The organism is Mycobacterium numidiamassiliense, from assembly GCF_900157365.1.
In the GTDB taxonomy this organism is placed as follows: Bacteria; Actinomycetota; Actinomycetes; order Mycobacteriales; family Mycobacteriaceae; genus Mycobacterium; species Mycobacterium numidiamassiliense.
Genome location: NZ_FUEZ01000004.1, coordinates 2,498,327 through 2,518,943, shown reverse-complemented (window position 1 = coordinate 2,518,943; position 20,617 = coordinate 2,498,327). Strand labels below are relative to the sequence as shown.

The window sequence follows — 20,617 nt, the reverse complement described above, 5'->3', positions numbered from 1 at the left end:
CGCGGGTCATTCCCGCGCCAACGACCGCAGGCTACGGTCGAGTGATGGCGCCAGAGACGACAAACACTGCCCAACAGCTGCGCAACGCCTTGGACGGGCGCTTCCGTGACGTGAAAAACCAGACGCGCGAATGGCTGTCCCGCGAACAATTCCGCCCGCACTACACACCGAACACGGTGCTCGCGCGCGCGAAGGTGGCCGAGCAGATGGCGCTGATCGCCGCGGCGGGCATCTCCGACGAAGGATTCCGCAAGGAACATGGCGGCACCGGCGACGTCGGCGCGGCCGTGACGATGATCGAAATGCTGGCGATGTCGGATCTGTCGCTGATGGTCAAGGCCGGTGTGCAGTGGGGCCTGTTCGGCGGCGCGGTCGAGAACCTGGGCACCGAACGCCACCACGAGGCGTACGTGAAAAAGATCATCAGTCTCGAGCTGCTCGGCTGTTTCGCCATGACCGAGACCGGGCACGGCAGTGACGTTCAGTCGCTGGAAACCACCGCGACGTACGACGCCGAGACCGAGGAATTCGTCGTTCACTCCGAGACCCCGACGGCCCGGAAGGACTACATCGGCGGGGCCGCCGAAACCGCCCGCATCGCAGCGGTTTTCGCGCAGCTGATCACCACCGAGGACGGTGAGCCGGTCAATCACGGCGTGCACTGCGTACTGGTGCCGATCCGCGACAAGGAGGGCAACGACCTGCCCGGCGTGACGACGTCGGACTGTCAATACAAGGGCGGTCTGCCCGGTGTCGACAACGGCCGCATCGTGTTCGACCACGTCCGCGTCCCCCGGGTGAACCTGCTGAACAAATACGGCGACGTCGCGCCCGACGGCACCTACAGTTCGCCGATCGATAACCCGAACCGCCGGTTCTTCACCATGATCGGCACGCTCATCCGCGGCCGCGTCACAGTCGGCGGCAGCGCAGGCAACGCCGCCCGCGTCGCGCTGGACATCGCCACCCGATATGCGTTGGAGCGCAAGCAATTCAGCGCACCCGATGACGAGGGGGAGGTCCTGATCATGGACTACCTGGTGCATCAGCGGCGACTGTTCCCGTTGATAGCACGCTCGTACGCGTTGCAGTTCGCGCAGAACGAGCTGGTGTCCAAGACGCACGACCTGCAGACCTCGGACGTCGCCGATGCCGAGGAGCAGCGCGAGTTGGAGTCGCGTGCAGCCGGGCTGAAGGCGGCCAACACCTGGCATGCCAGCCGCGCCATCCAGGAAGCCCGTGAGGCATGCGGCGGCGCCGGCTACATGGCCGAGAACCGGCTGATCGCACTGCGCGGTGACACCGACGTGTTCACCACCTTCGAGGGCGACAACCACGTGCTGACCCAGTTGGTGGCCAAGGAGCTGCTGACCGCCTACGCCGACGACATCAAGGGCATGAGCCCGGTCGATTGGGTTCGCTTCGCCGCCAACACCGTTGGTGAAAGGGTGCTGAAACGCACTGCGGCCGAAGCGATTATGCAAAGGATCGTGGACGCACGCCAGGACAGCGAAGAAGAAGGCAGCCTGTTCAACCGCGGCACCCAGGTGAACATGTTCGAGGAGCGGGAGAGTTACCTGCTGTCGTCGGTCGCGCGGCGGTTGCAGGGCAAGTCCAAAGAGATGTCGGCCTTCGATGCGTTCAACGCGGTGCAGGATCACGTGCTGCACGCGGCGACGGCCCACATCGACCGAATAGTGCTGGAAGCGTTCGTCGCCGGGATTGACTCCTGCCCCGACGAAGAGGCCCGCGAGTTACTGGGGATCGTCTGCGACCTGTACGCGCTGTCGGTGATCGAGGATGACAAAGCCTGGTTTATCGAGCATCGGTACTTGTCCACCGAACGCGCCAAGGCGGTAACCCGCGGGATCAACGATCGCTGCCGCGCGCTGCGCCCGCATGCCAGGACACTGGTCGACGGCTTTGGTATCCCGGAGCCACTGCGTTATGCCGAGATGTTGCATCCGGAGAATCTGCCCGACTGAGTTCGGCGCAGCGTCGGCTCAGCCGGCTCCGGCCGCATTGCCGTCTGCCAGCGCGCCCAGCGGTCGGCGGATGTATCTGATCCAGGTCAGCGCGGCGGCCGCGACGTAGCAGGACATGAAGATCCAGAACGCCGGCGTCATCGTGCCGGTGCCGACGAACGACTGGCGCAGCGCCAGATTGATTCCGACCCCGCCTAACGTGCCGACCCCTGCCACGACACCGATCACGATCCCGGATATCAGCCGCGCCCACTGAGCGCGTTCGGTCTCGTCCATATCCAGCCCGCGGCCGGCCGTCTGGAAAACCGACGGGATCATCTTGTACACCGAACCGTTGCCCAGTCCGGAAAAGACGAACAAGGCGATGAGGCAGGCCACGTAACCGGCCATCGTCGAGTCGCTGACCGGGCCCGCGTGCGGGTCCTCGGCGCTGGCGACACCGATCAGCAGTCCCGCGGCCAGCGCCATGCCCACGAAAACCATCAGCGTGACGCGCCCCCCGCCGATGCGGTCGGCCAGCCGGCCACCGTAGACGCGCGCCAGCGCACCCAGCAGGGGCCCGATGAACGCCAGTTCGGCAGCGTGCAACGCGGCCTGGGACACGCTTTGCCCGCCGGCGATGAAACTGGTCTGCAGTATCTGGGCGAACGCGAATGCGAAGCCGATGAACGAGCCGTAACTACCGACGTAGAGCAGCGCGAGGACCCAGGTGTCGCGCGTGGCGGCCACCGCCGCCAGGACCGAGCGAAGCCGCCCCAGCTCCACGCGATGCTGGGCGACGTTGTTCATGAACACCGCGGCGCCTACGCCGGCGGTGATCAACAGCACCAGGTAGAGGCCGCACACCCAGTACGGCCGGCCATCGCCGGCCGTGGCGATCACGATCAGGCCGACGATCTGGATCGCCGGCACCCCGAGATTGCCGATCCCGCCGGCAATTCCCAGTGCGACACCCTTGAGCCGATGCGGATAGAAAGAGTTCGCGTTACTGGCCGACGCCGCGAAATTTCCGCCGCCCATTCCCGTCAGGGCCGCGCACACCAGGTACGGCCACAGCGGCAGCCCCGGATGGGCCAACAGCACCATTGCGCCGACCGTCGGGATCAGCAGCATGAGCGCCGAGAAAATGGCCAGGGTGCGACCGCCGAAGATCGCGGTTGCGATGGCGTAGGCCGGCCGCAGACACGCCCCGACCAGAGTGGCGGTCATTCCGAGCAGCAGCTTGTCGCCGGCGGAAAAGCCGTAGACGTCCTTGGGCATGAACAGTGCCATGACCGGCCAGAGCGCCCATATCGAGTAACCCAGGTGCACGATCACGACCGACCAAAACAGATTGCGCCGCGCGATGGTCTTGCCGCCGGATTCCCAGGCCACGACATCCTCTGCATCCCAATGGGATAGGTGCCGCAGCCTGCCTACTCGTTTGTCCATTCCGGGCATCTCCATCGGCGAACTAGCTTGGGAGACAGCCGTTGCCGGTAACTCCATTGACGGCCGTGCACGTTCCAGACACTGAGCTCCTCATCGTTGAAGTACCAGAAATCTTATTGGTGCGGAATAGCTCCGAGCGCCTGCAACTTGCCGTCGTGTCCGATCTGGAATTTCACCGTGCCCATGCCCTTCGGCGAGCTGGGCTCTTCGTTTCCGGTCAGCCATTGATACTGAACCGTGACGGTGTCCTCATTAGCGGCAGGCAGAACCGTGATGTAGGGCTTGGGATTTGGGGTCGGTGTTCCCAGCGGCGTGTTGTGGTCGAAGAACAGCAACTGTTGGGGCGTCGACTCGCTGGCGATGGTCGGGATGATCTGCACCCAGTACAGCCGGCAGTTCTTGGTGTGCCCGCGGGCGATTTCCACCCAGCTCGAACCCTCCACCTCGACCGGCACCGACGCGATGGCTTGTCGCACCGCGTCGGTCGTTGGCCCGTCGGCCTCCTTGCACGTGTTCGCCCGCGGTGTCTGCGATGCCTGTGGCGCCGCGGGCTTCGCACCGCAAGCCGAGGCCAACAATGCCAACAGAATCACAAAGTAACGGAGCACATTGTGAGCTTAACGAAGACTGTGAATGTGCCATTTGTTTGGTCGGAATCGCCGTTCTCAGCGGCAATTCAATAAGGGCGCCGAGTAATCTAAGGTAAGTCGTAGATCGGCGTTGACCTGCGATTATTAGCCTAGGATCGGGTTTTCCGGACACTTCACAAATCACTTTGCCTCGTGTGAGAGGAAGCCGTAAAACGGCGGAAACACCGGACGCCCGATGCCGAAACATCCTTGTCGCACCATTTAGCGCATACATCTGTGCGCCGCTCGAGGGGAGGGAAGCAGGTGGCTCGGCAGGCTCATGGCGCCCGGCAGGAGGTCGTGAACAGCATGTGCGCCTACTGCGGCGTGGGTTGCGGCATGGTGTTGCAGATCACAACGGACCCGGAGAGCGGCCGTCGTCACGTTGCAAAAACTGTTGGAGACCAAAGCCATCCGTCCAACTTCGGCCGGCTGTGCACCAAAGGTGCGACGACCGCGGACATGCTCGGCGCACCCGGCCGGATGGATTCCGCATATCTGCGGGCCGGACGCGGCGAATCCTTCGAGGCGATCGACATGGACGCGGCGATCACCCGGACCGGCAAGCAGTTGCGGGCGATCATCGATGAGCACGGCCCGGATGCCTTCGCCCTCTATGTGTCTGGGCAGATGTCGCTGGAGGCGCAGTACCTGGCGAACAAGCTGACCAAGGGCTTCGTCGGCACCAACCAGATCGAGTCGAACTCACGGCTGTGCATGGCCAGCGCGGGTTCCGGCTACAAGCTGTCGCTGGGAGCGGACGGCCCGCCCGGGTCTTATCAGGACTTCGACAGGGCCGACGTCTTCTTCGTCATCGGTGCCAACATGGCCGACTGCCACCCGATTCTGTTCCTGCGGATGATGGAGCGCGTCAAGGCCGGCGCCAAGCTGATCGTTGTCGACCCACGGCGCACCGCGACCGCGGACAAGGCCGATCTCTTCCTGCAGATCGCCCCCGGCTCCGACCTTGCATTGCTCAATGGGCTGCTGCACCTGATCGTCGAAAACGGCTACACCGACCAAGAATTCATCGACGAGTTCACCGACGGTTGGGACGTGATGCCGAGTTTCCTCGAGCAGTACACCCCCGACACGGTCAGCGAAATGACCGGTATCGCAGAAAAAGACCTGCACACCGCGGCCCGCTGGCTCGGCGAGGCCGAGAACTTCATGAGCTGCTGGACGATGGGACTCAACCAGAGCACACACGGCACCTGGAACACCAACGCGATCTGCAACCTGCATCTGGCCACCGGCGCGATCTGCAAACCCGGCAGCGGCCCCTTCTCGCTCACCGGGCAGCCCAATGCGATGGGCGGCCGCGAGATGGGTTACATGGGGCCAGGTCTGCCGGGTCAGCGCTCGGTGATGTCGGCGGCCGACCGCGACTTCGTCGAGGACCAGTGGGGCATCCCGTACGGGTCGCTGCGCACGGACGTCGGCTCTGGCACCATCGACATGTTCTCCCGCATGTCCAACAAAGAGATCAAGGCGTGCTGGATAATTTGCACCAATCCCGTTGCCAGCGTTGCCAATCGCAAAACCGTGTTGGCGGGATTGGAGGGCGCCGAGTTGGTGATCGTCCAGGATGCCTTCCTCGAGACCGAGACCAACGAATACGCCGACGTGTTGCTGCCCGCCGCCTTGTGGACGGAGTCCGAGGGGGTGATGATCAACTCCGAGCGCAACCTGACGCTGTTCCAGCCGGGGGTCGAGGCGCCCGGCCAGGCGATGCCCGACTGGCAGATCATCGCCCGGATCGCTTGCGAGATGGGCTTTTCAGAGTCTTTCAGTTACGCCTCCGCCGAGGAGGTGTTCGAAGAGGTCAAGCGGTTCTGGAACCCTGCGACGGGGTATGACCTCCGCGGCGCCAGCTATGAGCGGCTGCGCCAGACCCCGCTGCAGTGGCCCTGCCCACCCGACGGTCTGGACGATCGCAACCCGATCCGCTACCGCAACGACGGTGTCAGTCAGACGCGGCGGGTCCGCGAGGACGGCAACGCGCCCCGGCTGGCCTTCGCGACGCCCAACGGGCGTGCGGTGTTTTTCCCGCGCCCACACATGTCGCCCGAGGAAATGCCGGACGACGATTACCCGTTCCTGCTCAACACCGGACGCCTGCCGCATCAGTGGCACACCATGACCAAGACCGGCAAGGTCGCCAAACTCAACAAGCTCAACCCGGGACCGTTCGTCGAGATCCACCCCGACGACGCTGCCCGGCTGCAGATCTCCGCCGACGACCACGTCGAAATCGCCTCCCGCCGTGGCCGTGCCGTGCTTCCGGCCGTCATCACCGACCGGGTTCGGCCCGGTAACTGCTTCGCGCCCTTCCACTGGAACGACGTATTCGGCGAGTACCTGTCGATCAACGCCGTCACCAACGACGCCGTCGACCCCGTGTCGCAACAACCGGAATTCAAGGCCTGCGCGGTCACCTTGACCAAAGTTTCAGTTTCCCAGCGTGATTCGGATATCGAGCCCGGGCCGTCGGTGGCCACCGACACACCAGAACCCGCGCCCGTGGAGGTATCGGAGATCAGCGTGTCACGAGTCGACGCCCTCGCCGAGTTCCTTGGAGTGGCAAAGGAACCCAGACCGGAGTTCGGCCCGTTGAGCCGCACCTACCTGGCCGGAATGCTGGCCGGATTGCGCTCGGACGCCGGCCACCGCTCGGGCGGCGTGCCCACCGTTCCGCTCAACGCTCCCCTGGATCCCAGCACCCGGTTGTGGGTCGACGGTCTACTCGCGGGCATCTTCGCCCGCACCGAGGCTGCCCCTACACTGCCCGCGGATTCGTCGGCGAACCAGGCACCGGCTGGCCCGCCCGCCGCGCCCGACGTGGACGCAGCGCCGCGGCGTGCCCCGATCGTGGTGCTGTGGGCATCCCAGACCGGCAACGCCGAGGAGCTCGCCGCCGACGTCGCGGCCCGGGTCGACGAGGCCGGGCTCCCGGTCTCGTTGCGCAGCATGGACGACGTTTCGCCTGCCGAGCTGTCGTCCACTCGGGAGCTGCTGGTGATCACCAGCACCACCGGTGACGGCGAGCCGCCCGACAACGGCGCCGCCCTGTGGCGAGCGCTGACCGGCGACAGCGCGGAGAAGTTCACCGAGACCCGCTACGCCGTGCTGGCGCTGGGCGATTCGAACTACGACGACTTCTGCGGGCACGGGCGAAAGTTCGACGAGCGGCTCGCCGAACTGGGGGCGACCCGCATCCTGGATCGCGTCGACTGCGAACCCGACTATGAAGACGCCGCCGCCGCGTGGCTGGACGAGGTGGTCCAGGCGCTGACCCGCAGCCCCAGCCAGGTCGGCAGCGGCGGGGCGGCACCGATGCCCGCCGCGTCCCCCCGGCCGGCAGGCCGGCCCGCAACGCAGGCGTACACCAAGAAGGCGCCGTTGATAACCGACATCATTCGCAACACGACGCTCAGTCAGCCGAAATCGACAAAAGACGTGCGGCAGTTGGTGTTTGACTTACCCGAAGCAACGGTCAGCTACGAGGCCGGCGATGCGCTCGGGGTGTGGCCGCGCAACAGCGACCGGTTGGTGGACGAATGGATGTCCGTCACCGGACTGGACGGGCAGACCCCGGTCGAGGTTGGCGAGCACGGTCTGATGTCGTTGCGCTCCGCGCTCACCGAGCGAATGGAGATCGCCCACATCAGCCGCGACCTGGTGCGGTTTGTGCAGGAGCGCACCGGCGACTCGAAACTCGCGGAGCTGCTGAGGCCGGAAAACAAAGCGGCCCTCAGTGATTGGTCGTGGGGGCGCCAGTCCATCGACCTGCTGGCGCAGCTGCCGGTCTCCGCATCGGCGCACGAGTGGCTGAGGGTGCTCAAACGCCTTCAGCCGCGGCTGTACTCCATCTCGTCGAGCCCCAAAGAGTGCCCGCGGGAAGTTCACCTGACCGTGTCCCCGGTGCGCTACAACTTCCGGGGCGTCCCGCGCCGCGGGGTGTGTTCGACCTACCTCGCCGACCGCTCCCCCGGTGATCGAGTGGCCGTATATCTGCAGCCCTCCAGCAATTTCCGGCCGCCGAGCGATGCGGACACACCGATGATCATGATCGGCCCCGGAACCGGCATCGCCCCGTTCCGCGGTTTCCTGCAGGACCGTCGCGCGCTCGGCCACACCGGGCGCAACTGGCTGTTCTTCGGCGAACAACACGCCGCCACCGACTACTACTACCGCGACGAGATCGAAAAGATGTACGCCGACGGGTTCCTCACCGAGCTCGACCTGGCGTTCTCCCGCGACCAGCAGGAGAAGGTCTACGTGCAGCACCTGATGCGCAAGCGCGGAGCCGAGTTGTGGGCATGGCTGCAGGACGGTGCGCAGGTCTACGTGTGTGGCACCGCTGACCCGATGGCCAAGGACGTCCATCGCGCGCTCTGCGACATCGTGGCCGAACACGGCAAGCTTGACCCCGATGCGGCGAAGGCCTACGTCCAGTCGCTGGGCGCCGAAAAGCGCTACCACCGCGACGTCTACTAGCGCGGCGGCGTGCTACCAGTTAGCCGTAATTCGGCGGAAACGTCGCACACTCGTCGCTGAAACATCCCTGTCGCACCATTCACCTAAGACCAGGTGCATTCGAGGATGGACACGCGGTGACGCAGACAAGCCAAACACCCGATTGGGACAGCATGAACGCTGGTTGCCCCGTGCACTCCGGGCAGCAGCAAGCCTCGTCAGGCGGCCAGATCGACTGGGCGGGGTTACCGATCAACCTGGATTTTGCGTTCTCGCGCAAGCAGCGTGACAAGGTCTACGTTCAGCACCTGTTGCGCACGCGTGAATCCTGGTTGAAGGCCCGCAACCAACAGTGTTCGTGCGACAGTGCCGCCGGCGACGGGCAGCTCATCGCCGGTTTTTAGCCGATTCCGTCAGATTCACGTTGATCGAAACGACGGTGCGGTTCGGTTCCGGCGGGTACTGATCACGTCATGAACGCACCCACCGCAGCCGCAATCACCTCGACAGAACTGCGTACGCTGCTCAAGTCGGTCACCAGTGCGCGCGTCGTCGACGTGCGGACCCCGGCTGAGTTCGACACCGCTCACATCGCCGGGTCCTACAACGTGCCGCTCGACGTGCTGAATAAGCATGGCGCCGCGGTCGCCGAGCAGCTCGCCCAAGACCACGACGTCGTGCTGGTGTGCCGATCCGGTCAGCGCTCGGCGCAGGCCGCGCAACTGCTGGCGAAAGAGGGCCTCACCGGCGGGCGCACCCTGGACAAGGGCATCGTCGATTGGGAGGGGCAGGGATTTGCCGTGAAACGGGGCACGCAGCGCTGGGAGCTCGAGCGTCAGGTGCGTCTGGTCGCCGGATCGGTGGTGCTCTCGTCCGTGCTGGGCAGCGTCGCCGTCCCGAGGCTGAAGTGGGTGGCCGCCGGTATCGGTGCGGGCTTGACCTACGCGGCCGCCTCCAACACCTGCGCGATGGCGGCGCTGCTGGCCAAGTTGCCCTACAACCGCGGCGCGACGTCCGACGCCGCGACACTCTTATCCCGGCTCGGCGCCGGGTCCAGCGCTTAGTCCTTCTCGCCGCCCGCTACGGGCAGGCCGGTATCCCGCCAAGCCCCGAATCCGCCCAGCACATCCGACACGTCGTTAAAGCCCGACGCCCGAAGCACACTCGCGGCCACCATCGAGCGCGCCCCGCTGGCACAGTAGGTGACGACGGGCACCGCCTTGTCGAGGGTCGACAGCGAACCGGCGAGAGTCGGCAACGGGATTTCTATCGCCCCAGGGATGCCGCCGTCGGCCACCTCCCCCGGGCCGCGCACATCGATGAGCTGCAGAAGCGGTTGTGCGCCAAGTACTTCGGCGAGCCGTTCGGCGGTCACTCGTGGCGTCTGCTCGACCACGTCGGGCCGCAGGCCGAAAACCTCTGAGAGGTCGCGCAATTGACCTACGACCCGGTCGAACCCGACGCGAGACAGTCGGATCTTGGACTCCAATGCGTCGGCGGGATCGCCGACCAGCACGATGTCGCGGTCGGGCGACAGGACGTTGCCTGCCCATTCGGCGAAGCGCCCGTGGAGGGCGGCGTTGACCGCGCCGCGGAGGTGGCCGGATGCGTAGTCCGCCGGATCGCGGCTATCCAGCAGAATGGCACCCGCGGCAACGCGCTGATACACCTCGTCGACATCCAGTGTGGCAGGCGGGTTTTCATCGAGCAGGTCGCGTTGCTGACGGTTGCGGTGCGAGGTGAATTCGAAATACGGCGGTTGTGCCGGCTGGCCTAGGGTGACCTCCGCAACGAATTGGTCGACGTCTTGTGCCTGCAGCGCGTAATTGGTCTTCCGCTGCTCGCCGATCGTCGAGCTGGTTTCGCTGGACAGCTGCTTGCCACAGGCGGAACCGCCGCCGTGGCCTGGAAATACGCGCGTGGCATCGGGCAGGGTGAGCAGTTTGTCCTGCAGTGAGCGATGCAGCGTGGCGGCCAGATCGTCGGCCGACGAAGTTTCGGTGGCGCACAGGTCGGGACGTCCCACATCGCCGACGAACAACGCGTCACCGGTGAGCACACCGTAGGGAATCTCGTCGTCGGCATGCTCGTAGACGACGATGGAGATCGATTCGGGAGTGTGACCCGGTGTTGCGAGGATCTCGAGGGTCACCTCCCCCAGCGAGAGGCGTTGCCCCTCGACCAACGGCTCGAAGGGGAATTCGACGTCGGCACCCTCTCCGTAGGAGATCGACGCTCCGGTCGCCGCGGCCAATTCCAGATGGCCGCTCAAGAAGTCGGCGTGAATGTGTGTCTCGATGACCCGTTCGATTCGCAGATCATGCTCGGCCGCTTCGCCGAGGTATTCGTCGACGTCGCGGCGCGGATCGACCACCACAGCGCGACCGGTCGTCTCATCACCGATCAAGTACGACGCCTGCGACAAGCAGTCCAGATAGTGCTGGGTGAAGATCATCGGACGGTCCTCCTATTCAGCCGCTTCTCACCAGGATTCCTGAACGTCAGACGTTCTAAACCGCGGGGCGCGACGCGGAGATATGTACTCAGATTTCACAGTAGCCCAATATATTTCGGCTACGCCGGAATTTCCTTTCGCCCTCATTAAATCGCCGTGAGTTTAACCTCAGCGCCTGGGGGCAGCCGGCTGTCCGTAAACGGCAACCACGACAGTGCGGTCGAGGGCGTTGTCTGACCACACCCCGATAGAGGTGTTGGCACAGTTGCGGATGATCGCCATGTCGTCGGGGTTGGCATACCACTGGTTGACCAGTTCGAAGCTGCTAATGGCGACCGCCGGATTGATCGCCACGGTCTCGGCGGCAATGCCGTGGAAGCCGGCGGCGTTGGCGCGGTCCTGCGGACCCGAGCCGTCAGACCCGGTGTCGTCGTAGATGTTTCGGTTGGTTATCATGTCCTCCGCGTGCCATTCGGCGGCCAGCGTTAGCGCGTTGTCCCTGATGACGTCATTTGTGCAGCCCGCCTGATGCTGGAAGGTGTAGACGGCGGAGACCACGGCGCTGTTGAGCCGCTTGTTGTCGGCATGTGCGCTAGGGGTCGCCAACGCTGCTGTCCCCGAGAGAATTACGGCAACGGGCAGCACCCGGGAGCTAAGCCGTACCAAAAGGCGCATCCCTGCCAACATGTGGCCTCCTCACAATCACACCGGGTCGAAACGCGAAACCAGCCATCGGCCGTTGACCTTGTCAAGAGTCACCCTGATGACGGGCTGGGTATCCGTGGGAACGCCTTCGCCAATGGTCACGGTTTGGTTGGCATACAACAGAACCACGGCGTGGTTGGTGGTTGCCGAAACCGGAGCTGCCGCACTGACTTTGACTGTTGACGAGATGTGCTTCTCTTTTGCACCCGGAATAACCACCTGGCGGATCAAGTTGAGGTAGGCCTCTTTGAATTCGCCGGTCAGCCGATCATGTGCCGCATTGGTGAGGTCCTTGTCCGCCGAATCCGCCTTGTAAGACAACAGGGCCACAGCGTCTTCGCTGGCTACTCGGACCGATTCGGTGCGGGCCAACGCAACATCATCGGCCGATTCGTCCGCCCACTTGAAATAACCTGCCGCCACCGCCAGCAGCAATGCGAGTCCAGGCAATACACCGTAGGCGAGCACACCTGACCATGCGATTGGGCGCCTTACTCCCGCGGTCTTCGGCTCTTCCTCGGCCTCATCATTCGGATCAGCGTCGGCCTCGGCCTCAGCGGTCTTCGAATCTTCTTGAGCCGTCTCGTCTTCGGCGGCCGGCTCTATGTCTGGGGGCATTGTCTCGGCCGAATCTTTCGCGTCAGCATCGACAGTCTCCTCGTCACGTGTCACGGCGGCTTCCGTATTTTCGCTGAGTGTCGTCATGGCACGAACACCACGTTGGACACCTTGGCGTCGTCGCCAACCGACTGAACCTCAACTCGCATCCGCCATTCCCGCGGCGCCTCCTCACCGCCGGAGGTCCGTGATTTCACCGCGATCGCCACCAGCACCTGAGCCGTATTGCCCTTTTGAGATTCCAGCCCGGCATCGGTGACAGTGCCTTCTGACTTCGATTGCGCGGCCTTGACGACCTCGATGAACGGCTTAGAGCGTTGCTGAAAATCCTCTCGGAAAGCGCCAGTGGACAAGTCGATGATCCGCTGCACATCGGCATCGACCTCGGTGTAGCTGATGGTGGTGAGGTTCACCGCACCCTGGCGAGCAACCTGAACGAATTGATCACGCTGGGCCTGTGCCTCGTGCCTTTGGTAGGTCCGATAACCAAGCCAGCCGACCAATCCGGCCAGCGCAGCGACGATTACGGCACCGGCCAGCAACGCCGATCCGACGCGCGAAAGCTGCCGACCGGCAAACCGGTCCCGCAGCCGGGTGCCTTCGGATTCGCCTCCTTTTGCCTCAATCTCGTCGACGGCGGTGGTCTCGTCGACAACGTCGGCCTCGTCGGCGGCATCGGCTTCGTCGACGGCATCGGTTTCGTCGACGGCCTCCTGCTTGTCGCGGCCCTCGGCATCGGCTGCGGTCGGCTCGCTGACTTGCGCACCGGTATCGGTGGTTTCAGGCTCTTGCGCCATAGTGCTCCTCACTTAACGGTGGGTCGTGTACCCGGCGCCCCCAGCTGGGTATTCCGACCGGAAACGCTTACGGTGGCGGGACAAGAAGTGACTGCCAGGTTTTGGCCCGCGGGTTGGCCAAGTCGGATTCGGTGTACCGGTGTCCATCGGGGCCCACATAGGTACCGGTAGCCGGGTCATAGGTGGCAACGGCAAGCGGCGCCTGCTGTGGTGGTGGCGCGGTGCCCCGTGGCGGCGGCAGTCGCGGATCCTGTCCAGGCGGATACTGCGGGACGCCCTGACCGGTGGTGGTGGCGTTAGGGTCGCCCTTCCAGTTGTAGCCTTCGTTGAGCGGCACGTACTCCTCGTCGCTTTCACATAGCTCGACGGTGGGAGCACGCTTCCACGGCTTGGCCTCACACGGAATATTGCGCACGCCACGGACATTGAACTCCGAATCCTGCGGCACTCGGCAATAGAGCTCTGCTGCCGGGCGGTCCGGTGCGTCGACGCTGGCAGGCGACCGTCGCTGTGTGGGCGGCAGATACCCGGTCGTGCACGGCGGCGGCAGGTTGATGTTCAGGTTGAAGTCCAGCTGGGCGCCCTTGTACTCCTGCTTTGTGTTGGAGCTGGGCACGACAATCGCTGCCATGGCCGCGATGCCTTGCGGCAAGAGCACCAGAAGTTGCTCGATGTCGTGACGGTAGACGACCGCGATGTCGCCGAGACTCACCAGGTTGGCGAACAGAACCGGCAACGCGGGCGACACCCGGTCGAGCAGCGCGCGAGCCTCTTCTACGCCGGAAGTCCCCTGTGTCAGCAGATCTCGCACCGCAGCATCCTGCGCCTTGAACTGGGCCAGGATCGCTGCGGTTCGATCGGCCCACGTGCCGATCGCATCCGATGTTTGGACCTGGGAGTTGAGCACCGCAGGAGACTGATCGATCAGCTTGGCCAGCGGGTCGACAGTTTTGCCGCCGGCGATAGCCAGTGCGGTGGACCCATCGACGATCCGAGACAACTCGGGCCCGAGGCCATTGACCGCCTTGTTGGTTTCGTCGATCACCGTATGCAAGTTGTCACGCGGAATTGCCTGCAGCGCACGGTTGGTCATGTCGAGCAGGTGTCCGATGTCGACGGGTACGTCGACATGTCCGGCGGGAATGACATCGCCGGCACGTAGCGGGCGGGAATGTTCTCCGTCGTTGCCAGGCAGCGGAGTCAGTTCGATGTATTGCTCACCGATCGCCGATCGGCTGTGCACCGAAGCCTGCACGCCGGAGGGCACCTTGACGCCCGATCTCAGTGCGAGCAACGCGCGCACGCCGGTGGCGGTGACTTCGACCCACTTGACCTCACCCACGTCGGTACCCCGATAGGTGACGACCGACGTCTCGTAGAGCCCGCCTGACTGGGGCAGGTCGACGGTGACGTTGTATTCGCCGATCCCGAACAATGTCTGGGGAAGCTTCATGAAGTTGAACGCCATTGCGCCACAAGAAACTAAGGTCACCAGAGTCAAGATCGCCAACTGGATCCACGTCCTGCGGTTCAAGCGCAGCATTCAGTATCCCCCGTCATGGTAGGGATAGGTCAGGGGGTTGCCGGCCGTGGCCGGACTCGGCTGCATGCCGATGGTGCGCCCCCAGAGCCGTTCGAGCTGGGTAAGGTTGCCTTCCCAGCGCGAGCCGGTGAACAGCCCTTGGTCGATGCGGCTCAACGTCAAATCGACGATCAGGGTCAGGTTGGCGTAGTCGCCGCGGAACCAATTCCTCGCGGTGGAGGCCGGCCACGGATACGCCACCAGCCCGTCCAGCCCCTTGGTGAGCGACGGCCCGGCGTCGGCGAGCGAATGCAGGACCGGCGCGATGTTGCGCAGGTTGTTCACCAGAGATTCCCTGCTCTGGTGAAGCGTGTCGGCCACGATCGCGCTGAACTTACCGAGCTGATCAATCGCATCGGCGATCTTGGTGCGCTCTTCAGCTAGTACGTTCAGCGCTTTAGGCACCGTCAGCAACGCCTTGTCGACCACGGGATCCTTGTCCGCGACTTGGCCGACAAGGCCATTGAGTTTCTCGGCGGCAGCAATGATGTCATCGGTCTGGTCGTTCGTGCCGCGGATGAATTCGTCGAGTTGGCTTAGCAGACTGCGCATGTCGTTCTCGCGGCCGGCGAATGCCTTGGCGAGCGCCTGATTGATCTCCTGCAACTGCCCAATTCCGCCGCCGTTGAGCAGAATTGACACTGAGGCCAGAGTCTGTTCGGTGGTGGGATACATGCTCGCGCGCGACAACGGAATGACCGACCCGTTTTTGAGTTGGCCAACCGGCGGCTCATCTTTGGGCGGCGTGAGTTCGATGTGCATCGAGCCCAGGAGACTGGTCTGCCCGAGCTTGGCGGTCGAATTGGCCGGCAGACGGACATCGCCGTTGATGCGCATGGTGACCAGAGCGTGCCAGTCTTGAAGCTCGATCTTGGTGACGTTGCCGACGGTGACGTCATCGACTCGAACACGGGTGTTCTGCTGAATGGTTACCACGTCCGGCATTTGCGCTTGGATGGTGTAGGAACCCGGGCCCCCGCCGGACGTGCCGGGCAGGGTGAACGAATTCAAGCCGCGCCATCCGCACCCTGGCAGCGCGGCGATGCACGCAAGCGAGAGCGCCGCAGCTATTGCGCGTCTCATGATGGTCCCGTCGGTAGCAGCAGATTCTGCAGCACTTCCGTCGAGCTGATCGTGCCCGGCGGCGGCGGAGCCGGCGGCGCCTCGGCGGGCGCCGGCTGATCGGCAAGTGCCGGCGGCCCGGGAAGCGGCGGCGGCCCATCCGGTGGCGGCCCGGGAAGCGGCGGCGGCGCACCCGGTGGCGGGGTCGCGTCGGGCGGGGGCGTATAGCCGGGCCGTAGCCAGTTCTCGCTGTAGGTGATCTCGTTCGGCCGAGCCTGAGTCCCGACGAATGGGTTGAGTCCCGCCGGTATGTAGTTGTAGATGCGGTTCTTGATGATCGGGTTGAGGTACTGCAGGCACAGCTTGGAAACGCGGGCCAAGCGCGCACGGGAGGCCGATTCGATAGCGCTGCAGATAAACTGAGGAATGTCGGCGAAGTTGTTCAACGCGATGATGCCGGTCATCGCACTCTGCGCAGGCTGGTAGATGTTCAGGAAATTCTGGAACACCGTCGGGGCGATATGCAGGACCTGTTTTATATCGGCACGGCTGTCGTTGAGCGCGGTCGTGACCGAAGCCAGCCGGTCGAAGGTCACACCCATTGCCTCCCGGTTGTCCGCGAGGAACTGGCGCACGTCTGTCAATGCCCGATCTAGACCCTGCACCGCATTGGCGACCTCGTTGGGTGTGTTCGACAGCAGCGTCGTCACGCTGGCCAGGTTTTGGTTGAACGAGGCCAGCAGATCGCTGCTGGAGTACAACGCCGACACAAGCAGCTGCAGATTCCGCACCGTGCTGAAGATGTCGTCAGCGTGATCGCCGAGTGCTGAAATCGCCTGGGAAAGCTTGATTATGGTATCGCGCGCGGTGTCTCCCCGCCCACGGAGGTTTTCCGCGGCCGAGTCGACGAACTCGCCGACCGAGTTCACCCCGCCCGGAGCTGTGGGCTGCAACGCGTCCGTCAGCTTTTCCAGCTGCTTGCGAAAGTCGTCCCACTCGACGGGCACCGCGGTGCGGTTGATCGGGATGGAGGCACCTGGACTCAGCTTGGGGCCGCCCGAGTACACCGGGACAAGTTGGATCGCCCGAGAAGTCACCAGCGACGGCGACAGGATTGCGGCGCGGGCATCGGCCGGGATCGAATACTGCTTGTCGACGGAGAAGGTCACCTTGGTGCCGGCGGGCTGCGGCTCGACCTTGTCCACCACACCGACGGCGACGCCGAGGATCCTGATCTCGTCGCCGACGAACAAGCCATTGGACTCCACGAAATACGCTGAATAGGTGTTCTTTTCGACCTCTTTCCACAGCTTTGAGACGACCAGAAACGAAGCCACGGTCAAGGTCGCCGCCAGGCTGATGGCGACCACTCTTTGCAGGGTGCGACGACTAATGGACATCGTTACCCGTTATCTGAGGTATGGGCGGCGGAATGGTTCGCACCGGTGGCGTCGAAGGCGGGGGTGAGGGCGGTTGGGACCACAGCGGGACCGGTGCGTTCTCCGGCGGCACCGGTGGCGACCCGGTCGGCGGGTCCACCGACTCCGACGGCAACTTTTGGTTCGGATCCAAAAGACGGTCATACATATCCGCGTCGAGAACCGGGCCACCGATCTGGCCGGGAATCAAGTTGGCCACGTAAGCCTTGAAAAATGGCCCAGAACCCAAGCATTCGCCAAACGACATTGCATATCGTCTGAACCTGTTGAAACTGCTCTGCAGATCTTGTCTGTGGTTGTCGAGGATCTCCAGCACCCCGTTGAGCTTGTCGAGGGCCGGCTTGAGTTGGGTCCGGTTGTCATCGACGAACCCCGAAATCTGGTGCGAAACCGCGGTGAGGTTGTTCATCAGCGCGTCGATGGAGTCTCGTTCCTCCAGGAGCGCTACCAGCAGCGTGTTTGAGTTCGATACCAGGCCGGCGATCTGTTGGCTGCGCCGGCCCAGTACCGCCGAGACCTTGTTCGCGTTCGCCAGCAGGTTCCGCAGCTGGGTATCGCGGTTGTTGAGGGTCTCCGAGAACCGGGCCACTCCCTGCAGTGCAGGCTTAACATCCGGCGGTGTTTCCTTCAAGGTGTTAGCCAATGTCGTGAGCGCCGAGGAGAGTTGGGCGGTATCCAGGCCACTGATCGTCGTTGTCAGATCCCCAAGCGCGTCGGGAAGGTCGTACGGCGAGGTAGTGCGTTCCAGCGGAATTGTGCCTGTGAGCCTCCCTTCGCCACGCGGCGTCAGCTCAAGCATCTTGCTGCCCAGGATTGTCTCTGTCTTGACCGCCGCTTCCGTTCGGTCGCCGAGGTCAATATCCTCGCGGACGGTGAACCCCACCCGGACCTTGGTGCCCTCCAAGCGGACGTCTGAAACTCTGCCGACGCCCAAACCCGAAACCCGAACCGTACTACCAGGTTTGATGCCACCAGCCTCGGAAAAATAAGCGGCGTAGTCCTTGGTGTTCTTGACGAACGGCAGCTTGTTGTACTGGAAGGCGACGATCGTCACGCAGACCAGGATGGCGGTACCCATGACCCCCAACATGACGGGGCTGCGGCGACCAACCGATTTGATCTTAGGTAGCTTCAGTTTCACTTCGGGGTGCACCGCCCGCTCGGCTGGCCCAGCAGTTTGACGAAGATCGGGTTGCCCCCCTTGCCATTGAGTTTGAGCAATACTTCGCAAAAGTAGAAACCGAAGTAGTCGCCGTTCAGGCCCTGTCGGGCAAGGACCTGATAAATGTCGGGAAGGTCTTTGAGCAGTGAGTCGAAGTAGTCGCGGTCGGAAAGTACCTGCCCGGCCACGCGGTCGGTCTCGTGCACCACGTCCTTGATCGGCTGACGGGCCTCGACAAGCAGGCTGGCGACCGACCCGGCTGCTGCGTTGATGTAGGCCAGCCCGGTGGAGATGTCGTCCTTACGCTGTGCCAACCCGTCCACGAACTGCGATAGCTTGTCCAAGCCATCCGAGAACTCGCGATCGCGGGTGCCGAAGGTGTTCAGCACGGTGTTCAGGTTGGTGATCAGGGAAGCGATCAGCTCGCTGCGCCCTGCCAGGGTCGAGGTCAGCATCGACGTCTGCGAAAGCACGGAGGCCAGCGTGCCGCCTTGCCCCTGAAAGACTCGAAGCAGTTGACCAGACAGCGCATTGACCTGATCGGGATCCAGCGCACGGAACAACGGACGGAAGCCCCCGATCAGCGCATCGATGTCCAGAGCGGGCGACGTTCGTGCCAGTGGAATCGTCGTGCCCGGCGGCAGCCGGTGTGGGGGCCCGGGGCCCTCCTCCAGCGCAAGGTAGCGGTCACCGATCAAGTTCTCATAGCGCACAACGGCTTTGGTGCCCTCGGTCAGTCGCACCCCTTTGTCCACCGCGAAGCCGACGGTGACAGTGCCGTCGCGATGCAGCGTGAGGTCGCCGACTTTGCCCACCTCCACCCCGGCAATGCGGACAAAGTTGCCGGATTTCAGACCCGATACATTCGTGAAAACTGCGTCATAGCCGGTTCGGTCCTCGAAGCGCAATTGTCCGAATACGGCAATCAGCGTGAAGGTAAAGAGCAAGCAGACGAGGGTAAATATCCCGACGCGCAGGATGATGCTGGAAAGCTTCCTTCTCATGGTGGTGGCGGCACCCCCCCGCGGTAGTTGAACCGCGGCCCTTCCGGAGGGTTCTTGGTGGTCGGGAAGTAGTTGGCCCACCATGGGTTGCCGACCCACGGAGTGGTGCGGATCTCGTCGGGAGCGGCGCCCCAACCGGTGTCGGTGACCAGCGCACGGACGGGGAAGTTCGCACTCGGGTCGGGCAAGGAGCCACAGCTGGGCCTCCCCCCGGGGCCACCCGTCGCATTGACCTTTGGCAGGTGTCTCGGGTACCGGTAGGGGTCGTCGCCGAAAAGCAGTGCGGCGTCGAGGATTACGGAGTAGCCGTTGCCGCCCAAAGCATCTCGGCCACCATGGTCCACATACCATTGCGCACCCTGGAATAGGCACGTGTAGGTCGGGGAATACTTATTCAGCAGAGCCGTGGTCGGATCGAGCAGGTTGAAAGACTGCACGATGTTGGATTCGCTTCTGCCGACGACGTTGATGCCGGTCTGGCTCAAGCCCACTGCCGACAACAGCAGCGTGTCGAGCGACCGCTGGTTTTCGGTGAGGGTGGTGCTGGTCGTCGCGGCCGAGTCAAGGATCGACAGGATATCCTGCGCCGCATCGGAATAGATGGCCGTGGTCTTGCCGAACAACCGCCAATCCTTGTCAATCGTGTCCATTCGCGGGTTGACGGTCAGCAGCACATCGTTCGCACCGGTGATCGCCTGCCCAAGTCGGTCGCCCTTTCCGCGTACTGATTGCGCGAACGCCGACAGGATCGCGTTCAGCTTCGCCGGGTCGAGGGCCTGGATCACCGATTGCAGATTTTCGAAAACCGTGTTGACTTCCACGGTGACGTTGCGGGAGTGCAGGATTGCGCCCGGCTTCAACGGAGTACTGCTGGGATGCTCGGGCACGATCAGGTCGACGTACTTCGACCCGAACGCAGTAGTCGACTTGATCTCCGCCTCGACGTTGCTCGGCAGATATTTGAACGGGCCTGGTTCCATCTTCAGCTGAAGCTCAGCCGCCTTTACGTCGGTGCCAATCGACGCGACCTGGCCGACCTGCACACCGCGCAACTTGACCTTGGCGCCATCTTCCATCACCAGTCCCGCCCTGTTCGAGACCAGCGTGAGCGGGATGAATGATTGGAATTTCCCAGAGAACGACCCCGCGGTGAGTGCGATCAGTCCCGCGATGAGGATGAACAACGTTGGCGCCCACCAAATCGGGTCGATCTTGCTATCGCGGACCCGATTTCTTTTGAGAGGTCCGCTCTCCCGGTGATTACTCATC

General features: G+C 63.6%; 16 protein-coding genes. 4 read left to right on the top strand and 12 right to left on the bottom strand.

The annotated features are described in order from the left end of the window. Positions 1-44 precede the first annotated feature (44 nt). A complete protein-coding gene (locus MNAB215_RS20395; RefSeq protein ID WP_077080415.1) occupies positions 45-1,985 on the top strand; it encodes an acyl-CoA dehydrogenase family protein in 1,941 nt (646 codons plus the stop codon). An 18-nt stretch (positions 1,986-2,003) separates the two neighbouring features. Here the strand turns inward: MNAB215_RS20395 and MNAB215_RS20390 are convergent, their stop codons facing one another. Next, positions 2,004-3,416 (bottom strand): nitrate/nitrite transporter, encoded by a 1,413-nt coding sequence (locus MNAB215_RS20390; RefSeq protein ID WP_217348940.1) that lies wholly within the window; start codon positions 3,414-3,416, stop codon positions 2,004-2,006. Between the two features lie 113 nt (positions 3,417-3,529). Further along, entirely contained in the window at positions 3,530-4,009 is a 480-nt protein-coding gene (locus MNAB215_RS20385) for an LppP/LprE family lipoprotein (protein WP_077080414.1), read from the bottom strand. Positions 4,010-4,354: 345 nt separating this feature from the next. On the opposite strand from MNAB215_RS20385, the gene MNAB215_RS20380 reads away from it, so the two are divergent. The 3 genes from MNAB215_RS20380 to MNAB215_RS20370 all read left to right on the top strand — a co-directional run bounded on the left by MNAB215_RS20380 (position 4,355) and on the right by MNAB215_RS20370 (position 9,588). Further along, entirely contained in the window at positions 4,355-8,545 is a 4,191-nt protein-coding gene (locus MNAB215_RS20380) for a bifunctional nitrate reductase/sulfite reductase flavoprotein subunit alpha (protein ID WP_077080413.1), read from the top strand. Positions 8,546-8,715: 170 nt separating this feature from the next. Then, entirely contained in the window at positions 8,716-8,928 is a 213-nt protein-coding gene (locus tag MNAB215_RS20375; protein WP_108637676.1) for a hypothetical protein, read from the top strand. A 69-nt stretch (positions 8,929-8,997) separates the two neighbouring features. After that, a complete protein-coding gene (locus MNAB215_RS20370) occupies positions 8,998-9,588 on the top strand; it encodes a rhodanese-like domain-containing protein (protein WP_077080411.1) in 591 nt (196 codons plus the stop codon). Here MNAB215_RS20370 and MNAB215_RS20365 read toward each other — a convergent pair. The 10 genes from MNAB215_RS20365 to MNAB215_RS20320 form a co-directional block, all read right to left on the bottom strand. Next, on the bottom strand, positions 9,585-10,979 hold the full coding sequence (locus MNAB215_RS20365; protein ID WP_077080410.1) for an MBL fold metallo-hydrolase: 1,395 nt from the start codon (positions 10,977-10,979) through the stop codon (positions 9,585-9,587). The genes MNAB215_RS20370 and MNAB215_RS20365 overlap by 4 nt on opposite strands. Before the next feature lie 168 nt (positions 10,980-11,147). Then, complete coding sequence (locus MNAB215_RS20360) at positions 11,148-11,666, bottom strand: CAP domain-containing protein (protein ID WP_425436487.1); 519 nt, start codon at positions 11,664-11,666, stop codon at positions 11,148-11,150. 15 nt (positions 11,667-11,681) lie between these two features. Continuing rightward, positions 11,682-12,389 (bottom strand): hypothetical protein, encoded by a 708-nt coding sequence (locus MNAB215_RS20355; RefSeq protein WP_077080409.1) that lies wholly within the window; start codon positions 12,387-12,389, stop codon positions 11,682-11,684. Beyond that, positions 12,386-13,099 (bottom strand): tetratricopeptide repeat protein, encoded by a 714-nt coding sequence (locus tag MNAB215_RS20350; protein WP_077080408.1) that lies wholly within the window; start codon positions 13,097-13,099, stop codon positions 12,386-12,388. Before MNAB215_RS20350 ends, MNAB215_RS20355 begins: the two co-directional genes overlap by 4 nt. Before the next feature lie 67 nt (positions 13,100-13,166). Then, positions 13,167-14,642 carry an MCE family protein gene (locus MNAB215_RS20345; protein WP_077080407.1) on the bottom strand — a complete coding sequence of 492 codons (1,476 nt, stop codon included), beginning with the start codon at positions 14,640-14,642 and terminating at the stop codon, positions 13,167-13,169. Further along, positions 14,643-15,764 carry an MCE family protein gene (locus MNAB215_RS20340; protein WP_077080406.1) on the bottom strand — a complete coding sequence of 374 codons (1,122 nt, stop codon included), beginning with the start codon at positions 15,762-15,764 and terminating at the stop codon, positions 14,643-14,645. Continuing rightward, positions 15,761-17,143: an MCE family protein gene (locus MNAB215_RS20335; RefSeq protein ID WP_077080405.1), complete on the bottom strand. Its 1,383-nt coding sequence runs from the start codon at positions 17,141-17,143 to the stop codon at positions 15,761-15,763. Before MNAB215_RS20335 ends, MNAB215_RS20340 begins: the two co-directional genes overlap by 4 nt. Next, positions 17,133-18,323 (bottom strand): MCE family protein, encoded by a 1,191-nt coding sequence (locus tag MNAB215_RS20330; protein ID WP_131829145.1) that lies wholly within the window; start codon positions 18,321-18,323, stop codon positions 17,133-17,135. Before MNAB215_RS20330 ends, MNAB215_RS20335 begins: the two co-directional genes overlap by 11 nt. Continuing rightward, positions 18,320-19,348, bottom strand: coding sequence for an MCE family protein (locus MNAB215_RS20325; protein ID WP_077080404.1), 1,029 nt, complete (start codon positions 19,346-19,348; stop codon positions 18,320-18,322). Before MNAB215_RS20325 ends, MNAB215_RS20330 begins: the two co-directional genes overlap by 4 nt. Beyond that, a complete protein-coding gene (locus MNAB215_RS20320) occupies positions 19,345-20,616 on the bottom strand; it encodes an MCE family protein (RefSeq protein WP_077080403.1) in 1,272 nt (423 codons plus the stop codon). The genes MNAB215_RS20325 and MNAB215_RS20320 overlap by 4 nt, the downstream gene beginning before the upstream one ends. Position 20,617: the final 1 nt, after the last annotated feature.